Consider the following 19,238-nt stretch of genomic DNA (forward strand, 5'->3'; position numbering starts at 1 on the left):
CGGCGGGCGTCGGACGCACCGGCGACAGGGCCGGCCGCGGGCCCTCCCCCACACAGGACGGGCGGGACGCGCGGCCCCGGAGGATCGGCCCCTCCGGGGACGCGCGAATCCGCGAGCCCGACGGGACGAGGCAGGCGGTTCGGACCGGCCCGATCGCAGGCCGGCGCGGCAGTTTCTGCCGGGTGCCGTCCGCATATCCGCCCGGCCGGGCGGTGATTCGAGCCGCGGGGCGCCGGTTCGGGCCAGCTGCGGGCCGGTTCGAAGCCGGATTCCGGTCCGGATCCCGGCCGGGCGGCCCGCCCGGCGGCCTGCCCGATCACCTCCCCGGCCTTGCCGGATTCTCCCGTGCCCCGGCGCGACAACAGCTTGACCATTCAACGATATTTTGCCGGACCCCCCGTTTGGGCCGGGTCTGTGGACAGTGTTGCATCGCCGCAAAAATGCGGCTTTTGCGCAACGGTTCAGCCGGTTGTGGCGTTTCGGCGAGCATTCCACTGTCTTTCCGCAGGTCTCTGTAGAATAGTCGCAGACGTTGAGACGGGCAGGCTCCGTGGGGGCGCTCGGTAGGTCCGAAGCCGGCAGCCGCGATTGGCGAGCAGACCGGCAAGGAAGTGCCGAATGCGGGACGGAAGCCGTGGGACCTTGGGAAGGAATGAGAAAATGATGAAGAACTGGCTCGCGGCCGGCGCGGTCGCGCTCACGGTCGGCATGACCTCGACGATCGCGCAGGCGCAGACCACCACGGTTCCCGGCGAGCAGGTCGGCCTCGCCGTCGGCGCGCCGCTGCCGGAAGGCCTCTACGCGATCAACACGTTCACCTACCGCCGCACCGACGCGCCAAACTCGCCCGACACGGCCGTCAACATCCCGGTCCTGGTCTGGTCGACCCCGTTCGTGCCGTTCGGCGGCCGCGTCGAGCTGCTCGTGGCGCCCCCGACCGTGTTCGCCTTCACCCGCAACCCGGCGGGCGTGCGCAACAAGGACATCTCGATCAACGTCGGCACCTTCGTCGGCGGCATCTGGGCCTTCGACCTCGGCAACAACTTCGGCGTCAGCTTGCTCGGCGGCGCCTACCTGAACGACCTGAACGGCGACCGCGGCTCGATCATCACCGCGAACGGCACGACGGCCACCCCGGTCCTGCCGCAGCTCTCCTCCAACACCTACCGCTTCGGCATCGCCGGCAGCTACACCGGTGACGGCTGGAACATCACCGCCAACCTGACCGCCAACATCTACGACTCGCCCGGCCGCTTCCCCGGCCAGGTCGGCGCCGCCATCGGCCCGATCCGCCTCTCGGACGCCCTGAACTTCGACCTCACCGCGACGAAGAAGTTCGGCAACTTCGAGATCGGCCCGATCGCCTACGGCACCTACAACTTCGACATCAGCCAGGCCAGCGCGGCGGCCGGCAACCGCGGCCGCTTCGCCATCGGCGGCCTCGTCGGCTACGACTTCAAGATCTTCACCGTCCAGGCCTACGTCGCCCGCGACGTCGTGACCGGCGCGCAGTACACCAACGCCTTCGGCCGCACCCGCGACAACTACTCCACCGACGGCTGGATCCGGTTCATCGTGCCGCTCTACTCGCCGGCCCCGGCCGCCTCGCCGGTCCCGGCGGCTCTGGTCCGCAAGTACTGAGACCAACCCGAGACACCGGGCTCCCCGCCGCCGCGCGGCGGGGGCGCCCGGATCTCCGACAGGCCGTCCTCCGGGACGGCGCGCCGCCCGGCACCGCCGGGCGGTTTTTTGTTGTGCCGGCCCCGCCGCGGGCCGCCCCGAACGGGCCCGTTCCATGGGTCGCAACCGACCGCGGGTGACGCGGGCGGCGCTGACATCCTATGGTGTGCCGATGGCGCGGCTCCGGCGCCGACCGGAGCGCAGGCGGACGAGCCGAAGGAAAGTCATGGCGACGCAGGGCGAGTGGAAGATCCCCGCGCAGGCCCAGCCCAGGCCCGCGGATTACGGCTACGACCTCGACCGGGCGCTCTCGGCCGTGCTGGCCCTGTCGGCGCGGATCCCGGAGAGCGCGTTCACCGCCGAGACGCTCGGCACCGAGCGCGCCGGCAACGGCGTGGTGATCCGCGAGGACGGTTTGGTGCTCACCATCGGCTACCTCGTCACCGAGGCCGAGAGCGTCTGGCTCACCACCCGGGACGGCCGCTCGGTGCCCGGCCACGTCCTCGGCTTCGACGCCGCCACGGGCTTCGGCCTGGTCCAGGCGCTCGGCGATCTCGGCGTGCCGGCCCTCCCGCTCGGCCGCTCGGCCGGGCTGAAGACCGGCGACCGGGCCGTGCTGGCGGGGGCGGGCGGGCGCCAGCGCTGCGTCGCCGTCGAGGTCGTGGCCCGGCAGGAATTCGCCGGCTACTGGGAATACGTCCTCGACGAGGCGCTGTTCACCGCCCCCGCGCACCCGCATTGGGGCGGCACCGCGCTGATCGGTCCCCAGGGCGACCTGCTCGGCATCGGCTCGCTGCAGCTGCAGCAGGGCGGCGCCGGCGCGGCGCGGCCGATCAACATGGTGGTGCCCATCGACCTGCTGACGCCGATCCTCGAGGACCTCGCCACGCGCGGGCGGGCCAACCGGCCGCCGCGCCCCTGGCTCGGCCTCTACGCCACCGAGAGCGAGGAGGGCATCGTGGTGATGGGCCTCGCCGACAACGGTCCGGCCGAGACCGGCGGCCTCCAGGCCGGCGACGTGATCGAGGCGGTGGCCGGCGAGCCGGTGGCCGATCTCGCCGCCCTGTTCCGCAGCGTCTGGGCGCTCGGCGAGGCCGGGGTGCGGGTGCCCCTCACGGTCCGCCGCGAGGGGCGCGGCGTGAAGCTCGCCCTCGTCTCCGGAGACCGGGAACGGTTCCTGCGCACGCCCTCGCTGCACTGAGGCCGCCCGGAGCGCGCAGCCGTCGCGCTCCGGGCGGCGTCGCCGCGGGTGCCGTCGTGGGTGCCGTCTTGGGTGCCGTCTTGGGCCTGTACCGGGCACAACTTACGGCTCAGCGACTGTTCAGGTGGCGGCGTCGAATCTGCAACGACCGGCTCCCGATCCGCCGGAAGCGTTGAGGAGATCCAGTCATGACGGTTCTGAGCGCACCGCGCGCGAAGGCGCTCGTGATGGCCGCCGCGATCGCCGGCGGCCTCGGGCTCGCGGGCACCGCCGAGGCGGCCGGGGGCTGCGGCCCCGGCTTCCACCCGAATCCCTGGGGCATCTGCCGGCCGAACTGGGGGCCCCGGCCCTACGGATACTGGCGGCGGCCGATCTACTATGGTGGCTATGGCGGCTATTACCGGCCGCGGCCGTTCTACCGGCCCTACGGCTTCTACGGGCCACGCCCGTTCTACTGAGCCTCGCGCCGGGCGATTCGAACGGCATGACGGGCGTCCCGCCGACCGGCGGGGCGCCCGTCGCGCGTTGTGGGAGGCTTTCCGGGGCCTGCATGCGCACAAAGAATGACCATTTGGAAACCTTGCCGGTTTCTTAAGCCCGGTATGCACTTTCCGCAGGTCTGATGCTTGACCTTGCGACTCCTGCTGCGCTGCGGCGGGATTATATGTGCGTTGCACCAACAAGAGGCAGCGATGCGCAATGAGGCGCCGTCGTCTGCTCGAACAGAGGTCACAGCACACCATGTCCGCCGCCCGTAGCGTCCTGAGCCGCGTCCGCGCCTATCTCCGGTACCGCGACACCGTTTCCCAGCTGTCCCGCCTGTCGGACCGCGACCTGGCCGATCTCGGCATCAACCGCAGCGAGATCCGCGGCGTCGCCCGCGTCTGATCCCAGCGTCCGAGCCGAACGCCGTGAAGGACCGTTGCCCGTTGATCCGGGCGGCGGTCCTTCGCTATTTTCAGGCATGACACAGACCATCCATATCGTCGGCGGCGGCCTCGCCGGATCCGAGGCCGCCTGGCAGGTGGCCGAGGCCGGCCATCGCGCCGTGCTCCACGAGATGCGCCCCGTGCGCGGCACCGAGGCCCATCAGACCGACGGGCTCGCCGAGCTCGTCTGCTCGAATTCCTTCCGGTCGGACGACCCGGAGGGCAACGCGGTCGGGCTGCTGCATCAGGAGATGCGCACGCTCGGCTCGCTGATCATGCGGGCGGCCGACGCCAACCAAGTGCCGGCGGGCGGGGCGCTGGCGGTCGACCGGGAGGGGTTCTCCGCGGCGGTGACCCGGACCCTGGAGCAGCACCCCAACGTGACCCTGGTCCGCGGGGAGGTCGAGGGGCTGCCGCCGGAGGCGTGGGGCCCCTGCATCGTCGCCACCGGCCCGCTCACCGCACCCGCCCTCGCCGAGGGGATCCGGGGGCTCACCGGGGCCGAATCCCTCGCCTTCTTCGACGCCATCGCGCCCATCGTCCACCGCGACTCGATCGACATGGAGGTGGCGTGGTTCCAGTCCCGCTACGACAAGCCGGGGCCGGGCGGCACGGGGGCGGACTATCTCAACTGCCCGATGAACCGGGAGCAGTACGACGCCTTCGTGGCCGCCCTCGTGGCGGGCGAGAAGATCGGGTTCAAGCAATGGGAGGGCACGCCCTATTTCGACGGCTGCCTGCCCGTCGAAGTGATGGCCGAGCGCGGGCCCGAGACCCTGCGCCACGGCCCGATGAAGCCCGTGGGGCTCACCAACCCGCGGGACCCGCTGGTCAAGCCCTGCGCGATCGTGCAGCTGCGCCAGGACAACGCGCTGGGCACCCTCTACAACATGGTCGGCTTCCAGACGAAGCTGACCTATGCCGAGCAGGTCCGGATCTTCCGCACGATCCCCGGCCTGGAGCGGGCCGAGTTCGCCCGCCTCGGGGGCCTGCACCGCAACACCTATCTCGACAGCCCGCGCCTCCTCGACGCCACCCTCCGGCTGAAGGCCCGGCCCGCCTTGCGCTTCGCCGGCCAGATCACCGGCTGCGAGGGCTACGTGGAGAGTGCCGCGGTCGGGCTGATGGCCGGCCGCTTCGCCGTCGCCGAGGCGGCCGGCCGGCCCCTCGCCCCCCTGCCCCAGACGACGGCCCTCGGCGCGCTCATCGCCCACATCACCGGCGGCCACGTCGCGGCGGACGGCGAGGCCAACGCCCCGCGCTCGTTCCAGCCGATGAACGTCAATTTCGGCCTGTTCCCGCCGCTCGCGCAGGCCCCCCGCAACGAGACCGGCCGGCGCCTGCGCGGGCCCGAGAAGGCCGCGCTGAAGAAGCGCGCGCTCACCGACCGGGCCCGGACCGACCTCGCCGCCTGGATGGCGGGGACGCAGCCGGCGGACTGGAGACCTGCGGCGGCGGAATAGGAAGGCGCATGCGGCTTGCAGGGGGCGCCCTCCAGCATCCGGGCCCCGCATGATCGAGATCGACACCCGCGCCTTCCTGGCCGACCTGTACGCCCTGCGCGAGATCGGCCGGTTCCGCACCGGCGTCCACCGGCCGACCTTCTCGCCCGAGGACATGGAATCCCGCCGCTGGCTGATGGCCAAGTTGGAGGCCTGCGGGCTCGCGGCCTCCATCGACGGGATCGGCAACGTGCTGGGGCGCCACCGCGGCCCCGGCCCGCATCTCTTGGTCGGCAGCCATATAGAGACCCAGAACGAGGCCGGCTGGCTCGACGGGGCGCTGGGGGTCGTGGCCGGGGTGGCGCTGGCCCGAGCCGGCCTGCCCGTCGACGTCGTCGCCTTCGCGGACGAGGAGGGGCATTTCTCCGGCGGTTTCCTGGGCAGCCGCTCGGCGATCGGCGACCTGACCGAGGCCGAGATCGACGAAGCCCGCAACCGCACCGACGGCACCCCCCTGCGCGCGGCGCTCGAAGCCGCGGGCCTGGCCGGCCTGCCCCGGATGCGGCTCGATCCGGGCCGCTACCGCGGCTTCCTGGAGATGCATATCGAGCAGGGCACGCAGCTCGAATCCGCCGGCCTGCATCTCGGCGTGGTGAGCGGCATCGTGGCGATCTGGCAGTTCCGGATCGTGTTCGAGGGCAACCAGGACCATGCCGGCGGCACCACCATGGCGGAGCGCCGGGACGCGGGCCTCTCGGCGGTGCGGTTCCTGGCGGCGATCGACCGGGCGTTTCCGAAGGTCTGCGGCCCGCGCAGCACCTGGACCACCGGGCGGATCACCCTGGATCCCGGCGGCTTCAGCATCATCCCGGGCCGGGCGGAGGTGTTCTTCCAGTTCCGCGACGTGGCGATGCCGGTGCTGGAGCGGATGGAGGCCTGCCTGGAGGCGCTGGTGCGCGAATCGAACCGGCGCGAGCGCTGCCCGGCGACGCTGACGGCCCTCTCCAAGGCGATCCCCGCCCCTTGCGACCCGGACCTGATGCGCGCCCTCTCGGAGGCCGCCGAGCGGGTCTGCCCCGGCGGATGGCAGGTGATGCCCTCGGGGGCCGGACACGACGCGCAGAACGTCGCCCGGATCCTGCCGGCCGCGATGCTGTTCGTGCCCTCGATCGGCGGCATCAGCCACCATTGGGCGGAGGATACGAGCGACGCCGACCTCGCCCTCGGGGTGCGGGCGCTCGGGGACGCGGCCGCCCGGGTGCTGGCGGGGTGAGCGTACCGTGCCCCGGGCTCTCTGCCGATCGGCCGGAGGGAACGGGCCGTCGCGGCGCCCCGGACCTCAGGCGCCCGGCAGCAGCGACTGGATCGGGATCAGGTCCGGCCGGTATTCCTGCATCCCGCCGGCGATCCGCTCCTCCACGGCGTCGAGGAATTTCTCCGGGTCGGTGATCGAGCACTGGCGCAGGTCCCAGAAGGCGTAGCGCCACCACTGCACCTTCAGGTAGCGCTCGATCAGCGCGTCGGGGAAGCGCATCTTCACGATCCGGGCCGGGCTGCCGGCCACGATCGCGTAGGGCGGCACGTCCTTGGTCACCACCGCCATGGCGCCGATGATCGCCCCGTCGCCGATCGTGATGTCGGGCATCAGGAAGGCGCCGTGGCCGATATAGACGTCGTTGCCGATGCGCACGCGCTTGGGCCACAGATAGGGGCCGCAGATCTCGTAATCCTCCGCCCGCGGGTCCAGGCGGTCGAACACCGCCGAGTGGTGCGTGTAGAACAGCGGCGAGGTCGAGCCGCAATGGACCGGGTGGCTGCCGCGCCCGACCTGGACGCTCTCGCCGATCGAGCAGTAGCGGGCGATGTCCGCGCCGAAATAGTAGCCGCTCACCGCGTACGAGAAGGCTCCCATGGTGAGGCAGTAATCGATGCCCATCCACTTGATGCTGCACGGTGGCTCGAAGGTGCAGTCCTCCGGCAGTCCGAACGGAGCCGGATGCAGCACCGAGATGCCGCGCCGCAGCATCTCCTGCTTCATGTCCTCGTTGACGGAGATCATGCGGCGTCCTCGTCGATGCGGCGGCGTTCCGTCCCGGCCGGTGCCGGGTCCAGGCCATAATAATCGTGCAGCAGGTCGCCGTAGACGGCGGCCCGGATCGGTCCGGAGAATCGCCCCGCATCCGAGACGTCGAGGGCGAGCAGCCGGTCGTTGAAGGCGGCCGGGTCGGTGACGAGGGCGCAGGGCAGCAGGTGGCCGTTCGAATAGGCGCGCAGCCGCTCGGCCGGTGCGCCGAGGTCGAAGGCCGCCACCGGCAGGCCGGTGCGCAGCGCCAGCGTCAGCGCGTACGAGTAGGTCTCCGGCCAGATCGCCGGCAACAGGACCAGGTCGGCCGAGACCCGCCAGACCAGGTCCAGGGCCTCGTGGTCGCCGGCGTAGCGCCCGGTCTGGGCGACCCCGACCTGCTCCAGGCCGACGGCCAGGGCCGGGTCGGAGAAGCCCACGATCGAGAAGCGCAAAGGCAGCTGCCGGTCCTGCGCGTCGGTGGCCAGCGCCTGCAGGAACAGCCCGCCCTTCGTGGCGCTGATCGCGCCGAGCACAGCGACGCGGCGGACGCGTCCGGGCCGCTTTAGGGCGGTGGAGCGCACGCTGCGCTCCGGCTCGACATGCGGCCGCACCGTGACCGCGAGATCCGGGTACACGTCCCGGATCCGGCCCGCCGTGTCGGCGGACGGCGCGAACACCCGCGAAGCTCCCGCCAGGAACGCCCCGAACGCCGCCCGCCGCTCGCCCGGATCCGGCTCCTCGAACCCGTCCGCGTCCGAAGCCAGACAGGCCCGGCACGCGCTGACCGGCGCCAGCCCGCAATAGCGCCCGTCCGGCTGCACCAGGTGGTTGCGGTGGCAGACCGGCGAGTAGTCGTGCAGCGTCCAGGCGTAGGGCCGGCCCGACCCCGCCACCCGATCCATCAGCGCCCGCGCCGCCGCCCAGCGCAGCCCCGCCAGCGAGTGCACGTGGATCAGGACCGGCGCCAGCTCTGCGATGAAGCCGGCGAGTTCGTCCGCGTCCCGCGGCAGGTACAGGCTGTCGAGGTTGGGCAGGTACAGAAATTCGGGGCTGCGGTAGGCGACGTGGACCTCGAGGTTGCGGGTCCGGTCGATCTGCAGGAGCACGACGCTCAGGCCCTCGGCCCGGGCCTGGGCGACCATGTCGTCGATGTGCCGCTGGATGCCCCCGCCCCAGGAATGGGTCACGTACAGGAGCGCCCGGCCGGCGAAGTGCCGGGCCAGCCGCGCCCGGTCGAGCCGCGCCCGCCCGCGCCGGCCGGGATCGGCCTGGACGAACTGGCCGACCCGGGCCGGGTAGTCGGGGTGCTTGGCCAGCAGGGCCGCCTGGCCCTGGACGTACTCGCCGCCCTCGTCGAGCCCGAACGAGATCTGGCCGGCATGGTAGACGAACACGTCCTCGGCGAGCAGGTGGACGAAGCCCGCCTTGATGGCGCGCAGGCACCAGTCGTTCTCCTCGCCGTAGCCCTTGCCGAAGGCCTCGGCGTCGAGGGTGCCGACGGCGTCGAGCGCGGCGGCGGTCATGTACATGCAGAAGCCGACGCCGGTGGGCACGGGCACGGCGTGGCCGCGGTTGACCTGCGCGGCCATGCGGTCGAGATCGGCGCGGTCGATCTCCAGCGGCATGGTGTTGTTGGCGTTGAAGCGCGGGTAGGAGCAGATCGTGGCGTTGTTGGACAGCGGCGTGACGCTGCCCACGCGCAGCCCCGCCCCGGGTTCGGCCCCGGCTTCGGCCTCGGGTTCGACCTTGGGGTCTGCGTGGGCGACGAGCCGGTCGAGCCAGTCGCCGAAGACCTGCGCGTCGGAATTGAGCAGGACGACGGCGCGGCCCTGGCGCAGGCCGAGGGCGCGGTTGACCGAGCGGACGAAGCCGAGGTTGCGTTCGTTCTCGACGAGGTGGAACAGGCCGCGGCCGGCGAGCCGGGCGAGGTCTGCGGTGAGCTCCGGGTCGGGGGAGCGGTCGTTGACGGCGAGCAGGGTGAAGGGCGTGGCCTGGGGCTGGGACAGGCAGGCGTGGAGGGCGCGCAGGGTCTCGCCGCGGCCCTTGTAGACCGGGACGATCACGACGACCCGGGCCTGGTCGATGGGCAGGGCCCGGGGCAGGCGGTCCCATGCGTCGGGCGCGGGGGCTTCCATGGGCGGGTAGGTGCCGAGATCCTCGGGGGCGGCCATCAGCCCGGCGGCCCGGCCCGTGCGCACGTAGTGCAGGAACGGCGACTCCCCCGCACCCAGGAGATGGCCGTAGGTCTCCCTGTAGAACGCGATGGAGAAGGTCGCGCTCGGATCGCGCCCCTCGTGCTGGCCGTAGGCGACGAAATGAGCGAGCGGTCCGCCGGGGGCGTCGGCGGCGTCGGGGTTGCGCTTGGCGTAGAAGGCGGCGTCGAAGAACGGCGCGATCAGGCGGGCCTCGTCGGCCAGCGCCGCCGCCCGCGAATTCGGCGTGCCGTAGCGGGGGTGGAAGGCACCGGCCGAGATGTCGGCGCCGTGCAGGAGGGCCGTGGCGAGGACGTGAACGAGGGGCGCCACCCCGGTCTCGCGCACCCCGGGATGCGCGTCGCAATAGGCCTGTCCGTCGAAATCCACCCTGGGGTTGCGGCCGTTCCGCCAGCCGGTGTCGCAATAGTCGCGCACGGCGTCGTCCGCCTCGGACAGCCCGTAGCGCGCCCGGTAGAAGCCGTGGTCGAAATGCCCCGCCACCAGCCGCGCCTGCAGGTCCAGGAGCCCGTCCCGGTCGCAGGCCGCCTGCCCGATCGCCCCCAGCCAGCCCGTATCGGCGATCGGCGCCCGCGCCGGGCGCAGGCCGCAGACGCCCAGCAGCGCGGCCAGCGTCGAGCGCCCGGGCCCCGGGTCGCGCAGCTCCCGCCAGCCCGCCTCGGCGAAGTGCAGGTACGGCTCCCGCCCGCCCACGTCCGGGTAGGTCGCCCGGTACCAGTCCGCATCCACCGCCGGCAGGTTCAGCCGGTGCGGCTCGGCGAACGGCGCGCCCCCGGACAGCCGGGTCTCGGCCACGTAGCGGAAGAACGGGTCGTCGCCGACCGCCCGGCTGCCCGCGCGGGCCTGCACGAAGCCGGCCGGGTCGAAGTCCGGCCGCGGGCTGACCCGCGCCCGCCAGCCCTCCGCCACGTAGTGGCGCAGCAGCGCGGCGTCCGAGGCCCCGGCCAGCGCCTCGGCCTGGGGGCCGGGCAGGCGCTGCCGGTAATGGGCGGCGTCGAAGTAGGGGGCGAGGGTCTCCATCCGCAGGGCCAGCGCCGCGTCCGGGTCGGGCCGGGCGGGTCCGCCGTTGCGGACGTAGTGCACCAGCGGGTTCTGGGTGGCGAAGGTGAGGCCGCGGGTGAGGCAGTAGGCCAGGGTGTCGAACTGCGGTGCCGGCTCGCGGCCCTCGCGCCAGCCGGAGGCCATGTAGTGGTCGACCGGATCGACGCCGGCGGCGGCGAGGTCGGGGTTGTTGGCCAGGTAGAAGGCCCCGTCCACGAGGCGGCGGGCGAGGCGCTCGGCCTGGGCCGTGTCGGGCTTGGGCAGGGGCGCGCCGGCTGCCCCGCCCGCAACGCCGGCCTCGCCGCCGGCCCGGGCGCGCCGGCGCGTGAGGGCGTGCAGGAACGGGTTGATGCCGGCCCGGGCGAGGTAGGGGCGGTCGGCGAGGTAGGCGGCGGAGTCGAAGTCGGGGCGCGGGTCGCGCCCCTCGCGCCAGCCGCGGACGAGGTAGTCGCGCACCGGATCGGCCGTGATCCCGTACCAGCTCGCGTAGAAGGCCGCGTCGACATGCGGGGCGAGGGCGCCGATCAGGCGCGCCTCGAGATCCGCACCGGTCGCCGCACCGGCCCAGCGGCGGTGCAGCGCCGCCGGCTTGGCCAGCGGATCGCGCAGCCGGCCGAGGCGGCGCCGCATCCGCGTCAGGGCCGAGATCCGGCCGGTCCCGTCGGAGCCGCGGCGCATCTCAGGACTCTGCGGAGGGGCGTTCGCCGCGGGCCGTCACGAGGCGCGGCATCCATCGGCCGCCCGCCGGGCGGGCGCGGTCGAGGCGCGGGGCTCTGATCGGGTCATGGGCGGCAGCTGGCGGGCAGCGTCGGGGGCGCAAGGCGGCGCGGGAGCGGTCATCCTGTCGGACACCTGTCGCACTAACGGAACCGGCGGAATCCGTAAACCGTGGGTCGCCGGCACCGTCCGCCCAGGATGGCGGCGTCGCGGGTCGGAGGCAGGCGCCTTGCGGGCATCCGGTTTTCGATATATCTTATATTTAGACATATCGAAATCGAGTCGAAAATCATGCACCCACACCGCCCGGATGTCCTCCACGCCGATCCCTTCGATGCCTTCCGCGTCCGCGCCCATCGCGGTCCGATGGGGGCCGATCCCCGCGGGCGGCACGGTCCGCACGGCCACCACGGTCGCGGACCCGGGGAGCGCCGGATGTTCGGCCGGGGCGGCCGGGGCGACCTCGCGCGCTTCTTCGCCCACGGCGACCTGCGCCTCGTCATCCTGCACCTGATCGCCGAGAAGCCGCGCCACGGCTACGAGATCATCAAGGCGATCGAGGAGCGGGTCGGGGGCGCCTACAGCCCGAGCCCCGGGACGGTCTACCCGACGCTCACCCTGCTGGAGGAACTCGGGCACGTCACGGTCACCCCCGGGGAGGGCACCAAGCGGCTGCACACGATCACGCCGGAGGGGCAGTCCGTCCTGGATGGCAACCGCCCGGTCCTCGACGCGATCCTCGCCCGGATGGCGGAGGCCGAGGCCGCCCGGGGCGACGGTCCGCCGCCCTCGGTGGTGCGCGCTCAGGAGGGTCTGAAGCTCGCCCTGCAGATGCGGCTCGCCCGCGGTCCGCTCAGCGCCGAGCAGGCCACCGCCGTCACGGCCGCGCTGGAGGCGGCGACCGCCGCGGTGGAACAGGCGTGAGGGATCGCGATCGCCGCCGGGACGCGACCGGTGCCTGACCCGCGGCTCAGCCGCCTCGTGCTCGGGGTCACCCTGTTCCGGCCGGGTCCGGAACAGGTGGAGCGCGTGTGCGCCCTGGCCTCGGCCGGCTTCGCGGCGGTGATCGCCTTCGACAATGGCGGCCTCCCCGCCGGGGCGGCGGAGCGCCTCGCCCGGGCCGGCGTCACGCTGCTGTCGGAGGGGACGAATCTCGGCATCGCCGAGGCGCTCAACCGGATCGCCGCGGCCGCCCAGGCCGCGGGCGCCGGGGCCCTCCTCCTCCTCGACCAGGATGCCGAACCGCCCGGAGATCTCGCCGCCGCGCTGCTGACGGCCCAGGACCGGCTGCGGGCGGCCGGGATCCCGGCGGCGGTGGTGGGCCCGGCCCCGGCACCGGCGCCGGGCCACAAGGCGCCCGCCTACCCGCCCCGTCCCGGCGCGCCGGGGCATGGCGACCTCGCCCCGGTGCAGTTCCTGGCGACCTCGGGCTCGCTCGTCGACCTCGCCGCCTTCGCCCGGGTCGGGCCCTTCCGCGGCGACTTCTTCATCGACGGGGTCGAGCTCGAATGGTGCTTTCGCGCCTGGAGCCTCGGCTACGGCTGCTACCAGACCCGCGCCGTCGCGATCCCGCACCGCGTCGGCGGCGGGACGATCCGGGCCTTCGGGATCGCGATGCCGCGCCAGCCCCTGTTCCGCATGGGGACCTATCTGCGCAACGCGATCTACGCGTGGCGGCTGCCGCACGTGCCGCTGCGCTGGAAGCTCGCCCAGGCCGCCTACCTGCCGCTCCAGGCCGGGCTGTACTGGGCGGATTCGGGCTGGCGGCCCGCCGTGCTGCTCAGGCTCCTCGCGGCCGCCCGCGACGGCGCCCTCGGGCGCCTCGGGCCGCCCCGGGATCTGCCCAGAGATGAGCCGAGAGATCTGCCGTGACCGACCGCCCTGCCCTCGACGTGGTGATCGTCAACTGGAACGGCGGCGGGCTGCTGCGCGCCTGCCTCGCGAGCCTCGCGGCCGCGCAGGACGCCGCGGCCGTGCAGGTCATCGTGGTGGACAACGCCTCGACGGACGGTTCCACCGAAACCCTGCCCGCCCTGCCCCGCCCGCTCCGGCTGATCCGGAACGCCACGAATCTCGGCTTCGGCCGGGCCTGCGACCAGGGCGCCGCCGCCGGCGACGCCCCCGCGATCCTGTTCCTCAACCCGGACACGCAGGTCGCGCCCGACGCGCTCGGCGTGGCTCTGGCCGCGCTGATGGCCGACCCGCGGACCGGGATCGTCGGCGCGCGCCTCGTCGAACCCGACGGGCGGACCGCGCGCTCCTGCGCCCGGACCCCCTCGGCGCTGGGCCTCCTCGGCCGCGCCCTGGCGCTGGACCGCCTCGGCCTCCTGCGACCGCACTTCCTCCTCGAATGGGACCATGCCGCGGACCGCGCCGTCGACCAGGTGATGGGCGCCTTCCTGATGATCCGCCGCGACCTGTTCCGGACGCTCGGCGGCTTCGACCCGCGCTTCTTCGTCTACTGGGAGGATGCCGACCTCTGCGCCCGAACCCGGGCGGCGGGCTTTTCCGTGCGGCACGTGGCCGGGGCGGTCGCCCGCCATCTCGGCCAGGGCACGACCCGGCAGGTGCGGGCGCGGCGGCTGTTCTACTTCCTGCGCAGCCAGATCCTCTATGCCGGCAAGCACCACGGCGTCGCCGCGGCCCTCGCCCTGACGGCGGCGAGCTTCGGCGCGCAGGTGCCCCTGCGGCTCGCCCTGGCCCTCGCCCGCCGCTCCCCCGGGGAGGCCGCGGAGGTCCTGCGGGCGGCGGGCCTCCTGGCCGCGGCGCTGCCGGGGCTCGTGCCGGACCTCCTGGGGTCCGCGCGCGCGCGGGCCGCCGGCTGAGCGGGCCGGCTGAGCGGGATGGCGATGCCGCACGCGACCCGAAGCGCCCTCCGCGCATCCCCGCTCACATCCGCCGTCACATCCGCCTGCCGCCTCATCGGCCGGGCCGGGGCCGCGGCGCCGCACCGGATGCGGCCGTGAACCTGACCTTCGCCGGCGACGGCCGTTTCTGGGCCTGCGCCTTCCTGGGCCTCGGCCTCCCGGTCTGCCTCGCGCTGGCGTGGGTCGATCTACCCGGCGAGACCCCGTCCGCCCTCGATGCCTTCGTCCGGCTCGCCCGCATCGCCGCGTTCCTGAGCCTGGGTGTCGCCGCCCTGGCCGTGGCGACCCGGGGACGGGCCGCGCTGTTCGCGCTGCTGTGCTGGCCGGCCTCCCTCGCGGCCGCCTCCGGTCCGGACGGGCTCGTCCTCGCGCTGGCGGCCCTCGCCGCCGCGCTGCTCAGCCCCCGGCCGATGACGGGCCGGTACAGGCCGGCGCGCCTCGCCGGAGCGACGCTGGCGATCGCCCTGGTGGTGCTGGCGCGGCCGGCCTGCGCCCCCCTCGCCGGGATGCTGCTGGTGCCGTTCCCGCCGCCGGGACGGCTTGCCCGCACCTGCCGGGAGCGGCTGCCCCTCGCCGCACTCGCCCTCTTGCCGGCCCTTCTGCCGGCCCTCTCGGCTGCGAGCCTCGGGACGCCGCACCCCGCCGGAGCCGGGCACGGGCCCATGGCCCTGCCCGTCCCGCTGCCCGGTTTCCTCTCCGGGCTCTGGGCCGTCGCGCTGCTGGTGCCGCTGGTCGCGCTGCGGCGCGGCCCCCTGCCCCCGCGGGCGGAGCGGCTGTGGCTCTCGGGGGGCGCGCTGCTCGGCCTCTGGCTGATGGTGGGGGCGCAGGCCCTCGCCCCGGCGGGCGGCCCCGGCGGGCTGCAGATCCGAGACCTCCTGCCGCTGGCGCCGATGCCGATTCTGGCCTTCGCCCGGGGGCGGATCGGCACCGCGGCGGCCCTGCGCTGGCCGGCCCTGCTCGTGGTGCTGGCCGCCGCTCTCGACGCGGTGGCGCTGCCGATGATCGCGCTGCGGCTGTAGGAGAAACGCTCAGTCCCGGTCGAGGAAGTCCAAGAGTGCCCGGTTGAACGCCTCGGGCCGGGTGACGCTGTGGGCGTGGCCGCCGTCGGGGGCGAGGGCGAGCCGGGCCTTGGGCAGCGCCGCCGCCAGCCGCTCGGACCGCGTGTAGGGCACCAGCACGTCGTCCCGGGCCGCCATCACCAGGGTCTCGTGGCCGATCGATCCGAGACGCTCCGCCACCGTGAAGCGCTCCAGGGCGGCGATGCGCGCCAGCACGGTCTCGGCGCCGGGGAAATGCGCCAGCGCCTGCGCCTCGTCGTGGGCGACGCGCTCGGCCTGCGCGGAGAGCCAGGGCGCCGGGTACAGGAAGATCGCCTGGGCCCGCACGAAGGCCTCCGGGCCGCCCCCCGCCAGGATCGCCCGGCGGGCCGCGAAGCAGCGGCGCGTGGCCGGGTCCAGGGCGTCCCAGCCGTTGATCACCACGATCCGCCCGACCCGGTCGGGCGCGTCCAGCGCCATCTGGAGGGCGATCAGGCCGCCCAGGGCGTGGCCGACCACGTCCGCCCGATCGATCCCGGCTTCGTCCAGCACCGCGCACGCGTCCCGCGCCATGGCGGGGATGTCGTGGTCCGGCCCGAGGGGGCCGGGCGAGCGCCCGGTGCCGCGATGGTCGTAGGTGACGACCCGGAACCGCGCGGTCAGGGCCGCCATCTGCGGCGCGAAATAGCCGGCCCCGCCGCCGAGCCCCGGCGAGAGCAGCACCGGCCGCCCGTCCGCCGGGCCCGCCACCGCGTGATGGAGGGAGGCCGCCCCCGCCGCGCGCCTGGCCATCAGCGGCCGATATGGGCGACGGAGGCGATCTCCACGCGGGCCTCGGTCTTCACGAGGCCGCACTGAATGCAGTAGCGCGCCGGTTTCTCGCCCGGAAAATACTCCGCGTAGACGGCGTTGATCGCCGCATAGTCGGCCCAGTCCGCCAGGAAGACGTGGTTGAAGGTGACGTCGGCCATCGTGCCGCCCGCGGCCTCCACCACACCCTTGATGGTCTCCAGCACGTGGCGGGTCTGGGCCGCCGCATCGCCGACATGGACCACCTGGGCATCCGCATCCAGCGGCAGCGTGCCCGAGACGTACAGGACCCCGTCGGCCAGCGTGCCCGGCACGTAGGGGGCCAGCGGCTTGCCGGTTCCCGGCGGTATCACGACCTGCTTGGGCATTCCCCTGCGCCTCCCGCACGCGACCTGTCGGCCGGCCCTTGCAGGCTGCGCGGGAGGCCGCAGCGCGGCGGCGTTCGGGCACCCTGCCGGTCACCGGCCGGATGCGCGATGCACTTATCCGGCCAGGTCGACGCCGGCAGCGTCAACCGCAGCGGGTGAAGGCGCCCCGAGGGCCCTCTCGAAGGCGGGGACGTCCGAGACCCAGCCGAAGAAGGTCTCGATATTGGCGAGCGCCGCGTGGTGCAGGCTCTCCGGCCCGGCCTGGTGCGTGGCGTCGGCCAGCACGATCCCGAAATACTCCCGGTGGAACCCGTCCCGCAGGGTCGACTCGACGCAGACGTTGGTGGCGATGCCGGTGAAGACCAGCGTGGTCACGCCCCGGGCCCGCAGGGTGCTGTCGAGGGGCGTGTTGTAGAAACCGCTGTAGCGCGGCTTGCCCATCACGATATCGCCGGGCTCCGGCCTCAGGGCGTCCACCAGCGCGTAGTCCCAGGATCCCTTGGCGAGAAGCTGCGTGTTCGCTTCAGGATTCCGGCGCATCGTCTTGAGGGCGTTGGATTTGTGCCAGTTCGGCGAGCCCGGGCCTCCGGCCTCGACATAGGCCGGGTCCCAGCCGTTCTGGAACCACAGGACCGGGATGCCGGCGGCCCGGGCCGCCGCCACCGCCCGGGCGATCCGGGCGATCACCGGGCCCGTGCCCGACACGTCGAAGCCGGCCCGGTCGAGATAGCCGCCCGGGCTGGCATAGGCGTTCTGGACGTCCACGACGATCAGGACCGTGGTCGCGGGATCGAAGGCGATCGGCTCCGGGCGGGCCGGCAGGATGACGCCGCCGTGGCGGCCGTTCGGGTCGCGATATCCGGCGGGGGCGTCCATCAGGCCACCTCGGGCAGCGGCGCCGCCGTCACGTGCCGGCGCGACCGCATCAGCGGCTGGATCCGCGTCCCGAACGCGTCGAGGCCCTTGAGGAAGTCGTCGAAGACCAGCAGCACGCCCTCCACCCCGTCGATGGTCATGACGGCGTCGAGCATCGCGGCCACGCCGGCGTAGCTGCCCACCAGGGTGCCCATGTTGAGGTTCACCGCCGAGGCCGGGTCGGCGAGCTGGCGCACGTTGGTGTCGCCGCCGGACTTGGTGTCGGCCGCGCCCTGGAGGCCGAGCCACGCGATCGCCTCGGAATCCGCGCCCGCCTTGTAGTGCGCCCAGGTGGCCATCGCCGCCTCGTCGGTCTCGTCGGCGATGATCATGAACAGGGCGAAGGCCGTCACCCGCCGCCCGGTCCGCGCGCTGGCCTCCGCCAGCTTCTCCACCACGGGGGCGAAGGCGGTCGGCGTGTTGAGCCCCTTCCCCAAGCAGAAATTGTAGTCCGCGTACTGGGCCGTGAAGGCCAGGCCGGCGCCGCTCTGGCCGGCGCAGATGATCTTCATGGGGGCCTGCGGACGGGGGCTCAGCCGGCAATCGTTCATCTGGAAGAACGCGCCCTTGCGGTCGCTGACACCCGTCTCCCACAGATCGCGCAGAATCTGAGCATACTCCGCTAAATAGTCGTAACGCTTGGCAAAATACTCATCCCCGGGCCAGAGGCCCATCTGGTCGTATTCCGGCTTCTGCCAGCCGGTGATGAGGTTCAGGCCGAAGCGCCCGTCCGAGATCGAATCGATGGTCGCGGCCATGCGGGCGACGAGGGCGGGCGGCAGGCACAGGGTCGCCGCGGTGGCGAACAGCCGGATCCGGGTGGTGACGGCGGCGAGCCCCGCCATCAGGGTGAAGGATTCGAGGTTGTGGTCCCAGAACTCGGTCTTGCCGCCGAAGCCGCGCAGCTTGATCATCGACAGGGCGAAGTCGAGGCCGTAGCCCTCCGCCTTCAGGGTGACCGCCTTGTTGAGCGCGAAGCTCGGGCGGTACTGCGGGGCGTTCTCCGAGAGCAGCCAGCCGTTGTTGCCGATCGGAATGAACACCCCGACGCTCATGGCCGGCCCGGCTCCGGGCGCCGGCCCCGCTCCGGGCACCGGCCCGGCTCCACGGTCCGGAGCGGCCGCGTCCGGGATCGCGTCCGGGATCGCGTCCAAGGGCGGCCCGGTTCGGGGGCCGGCGCGATCGTCCGCATGGCTCTGCATCATCGTCCCACGCTCCGTCCGGTCGGTTCCGCCGGAACCGAGTCGACGCGCGGAGGCTCGCAAAACCGCGGCGGAGGGTCAAACCCGCGGCGCCCGTTCGGCGCGAAAATGCCTATCTTTCCAGCGGCTTGCACAACCGAGGCGCGATGTCTGCTCAACCCGTGCGCGCGTCCCGTCCGGCCGCGCCGACCCGCCGAGACAAGCTTTCGTGCGGCAAGATTACCGGCGATGTCGGGCATCGATTGCCGTCGACGGAGCGGAGACCATCTTCACACGACAATGATAAATCTCGATCCGACCCTGCCGGAGTGACATCGATGCGCGTGTGGCCCGTCTTGCTCCTCGTCCTCGGCCTCGCGGGACCGGCGGTGGCCGACGAGGCGGCGCGCGCGGCGGCCCGGGCGGTGATCGCCAAGCAGGAGCAGGCGCTGGGCCGCGACGACGCGCAGACCGCCTACGAGCAGGCCGCGCCGGGGATCCGGGACCTGTTCCCGAATGCCGACCTGTTCATCGGCATGGTCCGGAACCAGTATCGTCCGGTCTACCGCCACCGCAGCTTCGTGTTCGGCGAGGCGCGGGACACGGACGAGGCGGGCGTGGTCCAGTCGGTGGCGATCCAGGACGAGTACGGCATCGACTGGACGGCCGAGTACAGCCTCGCCCGGGACGCGGACGGGCAGTGGCGCATCACCGGCTGCCGCCTGGTCAAGGCACCCGGCGCGCGCGCCTGAGGGGTGCCCGCCACCGTCGC

General features: G+C 73.3%; 17 protein-coding genes. 11 read left to right on the forward strand and 6 right to left on the reverse strand.

The features are described 5' to 3' along the window. The first annotated feature begins 660 nt into the window (after positions 1 to 660). The 6 genes from ABIC70_RS04175 to ABIC70_RS04200 all read left to right on the forward strand — a co-directional run bounded on the left by ABIC70_RS04175 (position 661) and on the right by ABIC70_RS04200 (position 6,525). Positions 661 to 1,641: a transporter gene (locus ABIC70_RS04175; RefSeq protein ID WP_043345625.1), complete on the forward strand. Its 981-nt coding sequence runs from the start codon at positions 661 to 663 to the stop codon at positions 1,639 to 1,641. 265 nt (positions 1,642 to 1,906) lie between these two features. Continuing rightward, complete coding sequence (locus ABIC70_RS04180; protein ID WP_043345622.1) at positions 1,907 to 2,881, forward strand: S1C family serine protease; 975 nt, start codon at positions 1,907 to 1,909, stop codon at positions 2,879 to 2,881. A 188-nt stretch (positions 2,882 to 3,069) separates the two neighbouring features. Then, a complete protein-coding gene (locus tag ABIC70_RS04185) occupies positions 3,070 to 3,339 on the forward strand; it encodes a GCG_CRPN prefix-to-repeats domain-containing protein (protein ID WP_043345620.1) in 270 nt (89 codons plus the stop codon). 283 nt (positions 3,340 to 3,622) lie between these two features. Beyond that, entirely contained in the window at positions 3,623 to 3,769 is a 147-nt protein-coding gene (locus tag ABIC70_RS04190; RefSeq protein WP_012318555.1) for a DUF1127 domain-containing protein, read from the forward strand. A gap of 76 nt (positions 3,770 to 3,845) precedes the next feature. Then, positions 3,846 to 5,273 carry a methylenetetrahydrofolate--tRNA-(uracil(54)-C(5))-methyltransferase (FADH(2)-oxidizing) TrmFO gene (gene trmFO / locus ABIC70_RS04195; protein WP_043345618.1) on the forward strand — a complete coding sequence of 476 codons (1,428 nt, stop codon included), beginning with the start codon at positions 3,846 to 3,848 and terminating at the stop codon, positions 5,271 to 5,273. 49 nt (positions 5,274 to 5,322) lie between these two features. Continuing rightward, on the forward strand, positions 5,323 to 6,525 hold the full coding sequence (locus ABIC70_RS04200) for a Zn-dependent hydrolase (RefSeq protein WP_274927550.1): 1,203 nt from the start codon (positions 5,323 to 5,325) through the stop codon (positions 6,523 to 6,525). A gap of 66 nt (positions 6,526 to 6,591) precedes the next feature. Here ABIC70_RS04200 and ABIC70_RS04205 read toward each other — a convergent pair whose 3' ends face one another. After that, positions 6,592 to 7,311, reverse strand: a complete 720-nt coding sequence (locus tag ABIC70_RS04205; RefSeq protein ID WP_043345613.1) for a CatB-related O-acetyltransferase — start codon at positions 7,309 to 7,311, stop codon at positions 6,592 to 6,594. Then, complete coding sequence (locus tag ABIC70_RS04210) at positions 7,308 to 11,249, reverse strand: glycosyltransferase (RefSeq protein WP_354438954.1); 3,942 nt, start codon at positions 11,247 to 11,249, stop codon at positions 7,308 to 7,310. Before ABIC70_RS04210 ends, ABIC70_RS04205 begins: the two co-directional genes overlap by 4 nt. Positions 11,250 to 11,579: 330 nt before the next feature. Here ABIC70_RS04210 and ABIC70_RS04215 point away from each other — a divergent pair, with 330 nt between their 5' ends. From ABIC70_RS04215 to ABIC70_RS04230, 4 genes are all read left to right on the forward strand, one after another. Next, the gene (locus ABIC70_RS04215; RefSeq protein WP_354438955.1) at positions 11,580 to 12,212 is read left to right on the forward strand and encodes a PadR family transcriptional regulator; all 633 of its coding nucleotides are present in this window, start codon (positions 11,580 to 11,582) and stop codon (positions 12,210 to 12,212) included. A gap of 30 nt (positions 12,213 to 12,242) precedes the next feature. After that, on the forward strand, positions 12,243 to 13,160 hold the full coding sequence (locus ABIC70_RS04220; protein WP_342145393.1) for a glycosyltransferase family protein: 918 nt from the start codon (positions 12,243 to 12,245) through the stop codon (positions 13,158 to 13,160). Next, the gene (locus ABIC70_RS04225) at positions 13,157 to 14,113 is read left to right on the forward strand and encodes a glycosyltransferase family 2 protein (protein WP_354438956.1); all 957 of its coding nucleotides are present in this window, start codon (positions 13,157 to 13,159) and stop codon (positions 14,111 to 14,113) included. The genes ABIC70_RS04220 and ABIC70_RS04225 overlap by 4 nt, the downstream gene beginning before the upstream one ends. A gap of 137 nt (positions 14,114 to 14,250) precedes the next feature. After that, positions 14,251 to 15,174 (forward strand): hypothetical protein, encoded by a 924-nt coding sequence (locus tag ABIC70_RS04230; RefSeq protein ID WP_354438958.1) that lies wholly within the window; start codon positions 14,251 to 14,253, stop codon positions 15,172 to 15,174. Positions 15,175 to 15,183: 9 nt separating this feature from the next. On the opposite strand, the gene rutD is transcribed toward ABIC70_RS04230, so the two are convergent. The 4 genes from rutD to rutA form a co-directional block, all read right to left on the reverse strand. Next, positions 15,184 to 15,984, reverse strand: coding sequence for a pyrimidine utilization protein D (gene rutD, locus ABIC70_RS04235; protein ID WP_053608220.1), 801 nt, complete (start codon positions 15,982 to 15,984; stop codon positions 15,184 to 15,186). Continuing rightward, a complete protein-coding gene (gene rutC, locus ABIC70_RS04240; RefSeq protein ID WP_354438960.1) occupies positions 15,984 to 16,370 on the reverse strand; it encodes a pyrimidine utilization protein C in 387 nt (128 codons plus the stop codon). Before rutC ends, rutD begins: the two co-directional genes overlap by 1 nt. 114 nt (positions 16,371 to 16,484) lie before the next feature. Continuing rightward, complete coding sequence (gene rutB / locus ABIC70_RS04245; protein ID WP_043379752.1) at positions 16,485 to 17,246, reverse strand: pyrimidine utilization protein B; 762 nt, start codon at positions 17,244 to 17,246, stop codon at positions 16,485 to 16,487. After that, positions 17,246 to 18,340, reverse strand: a complete 1,095-nt coding sequence (gene rutA / locus ABIC70_RS04250) for a pyrimidine utilization protein A (RefSeq protein ID WP_354438961.1) — start codon at positions 18,338 to 18,340, stop codon at positions 17,246 to 17,248. The genes rutB and rutA overlap by 1 nt, the downstream gene beginning before the upstream one ends. A 464-nt stretch (positions 18,341 to 18,804) precedes the next feature. Between rutA and ABIC70_RS04255 the strand changes: the two genes are divergently transcribed. Beyond that, the gene (locus tag ABIC70_RS04255) at positions 18,805 to 19,218 is read left to right on the forward strand and encodes a DUF4864 domain-containing protein (RefSeq protein WP_043352578.1); all 414 of its coding nucleotides are present in this window, start codon (positions 18,805 to 18,807) and stop codon (positions 19,216 to 19,218) included. The last annotated feature ends 20 nt before the right edge of the window (positions 19,219 to 19,238 follow it).

The sequence above is a fragment of the Methylobacterium sp. 1973 genome, from assembly GCF_040545035.1.
Taxonomy (GTDB): domain Bacteria; phylum Pseudomonadota; class Alphaproteobacteria; order Rhizobiales; family Beijerinckiaceae; genus Methylobacterium; species Methylobacterium fujisawaense.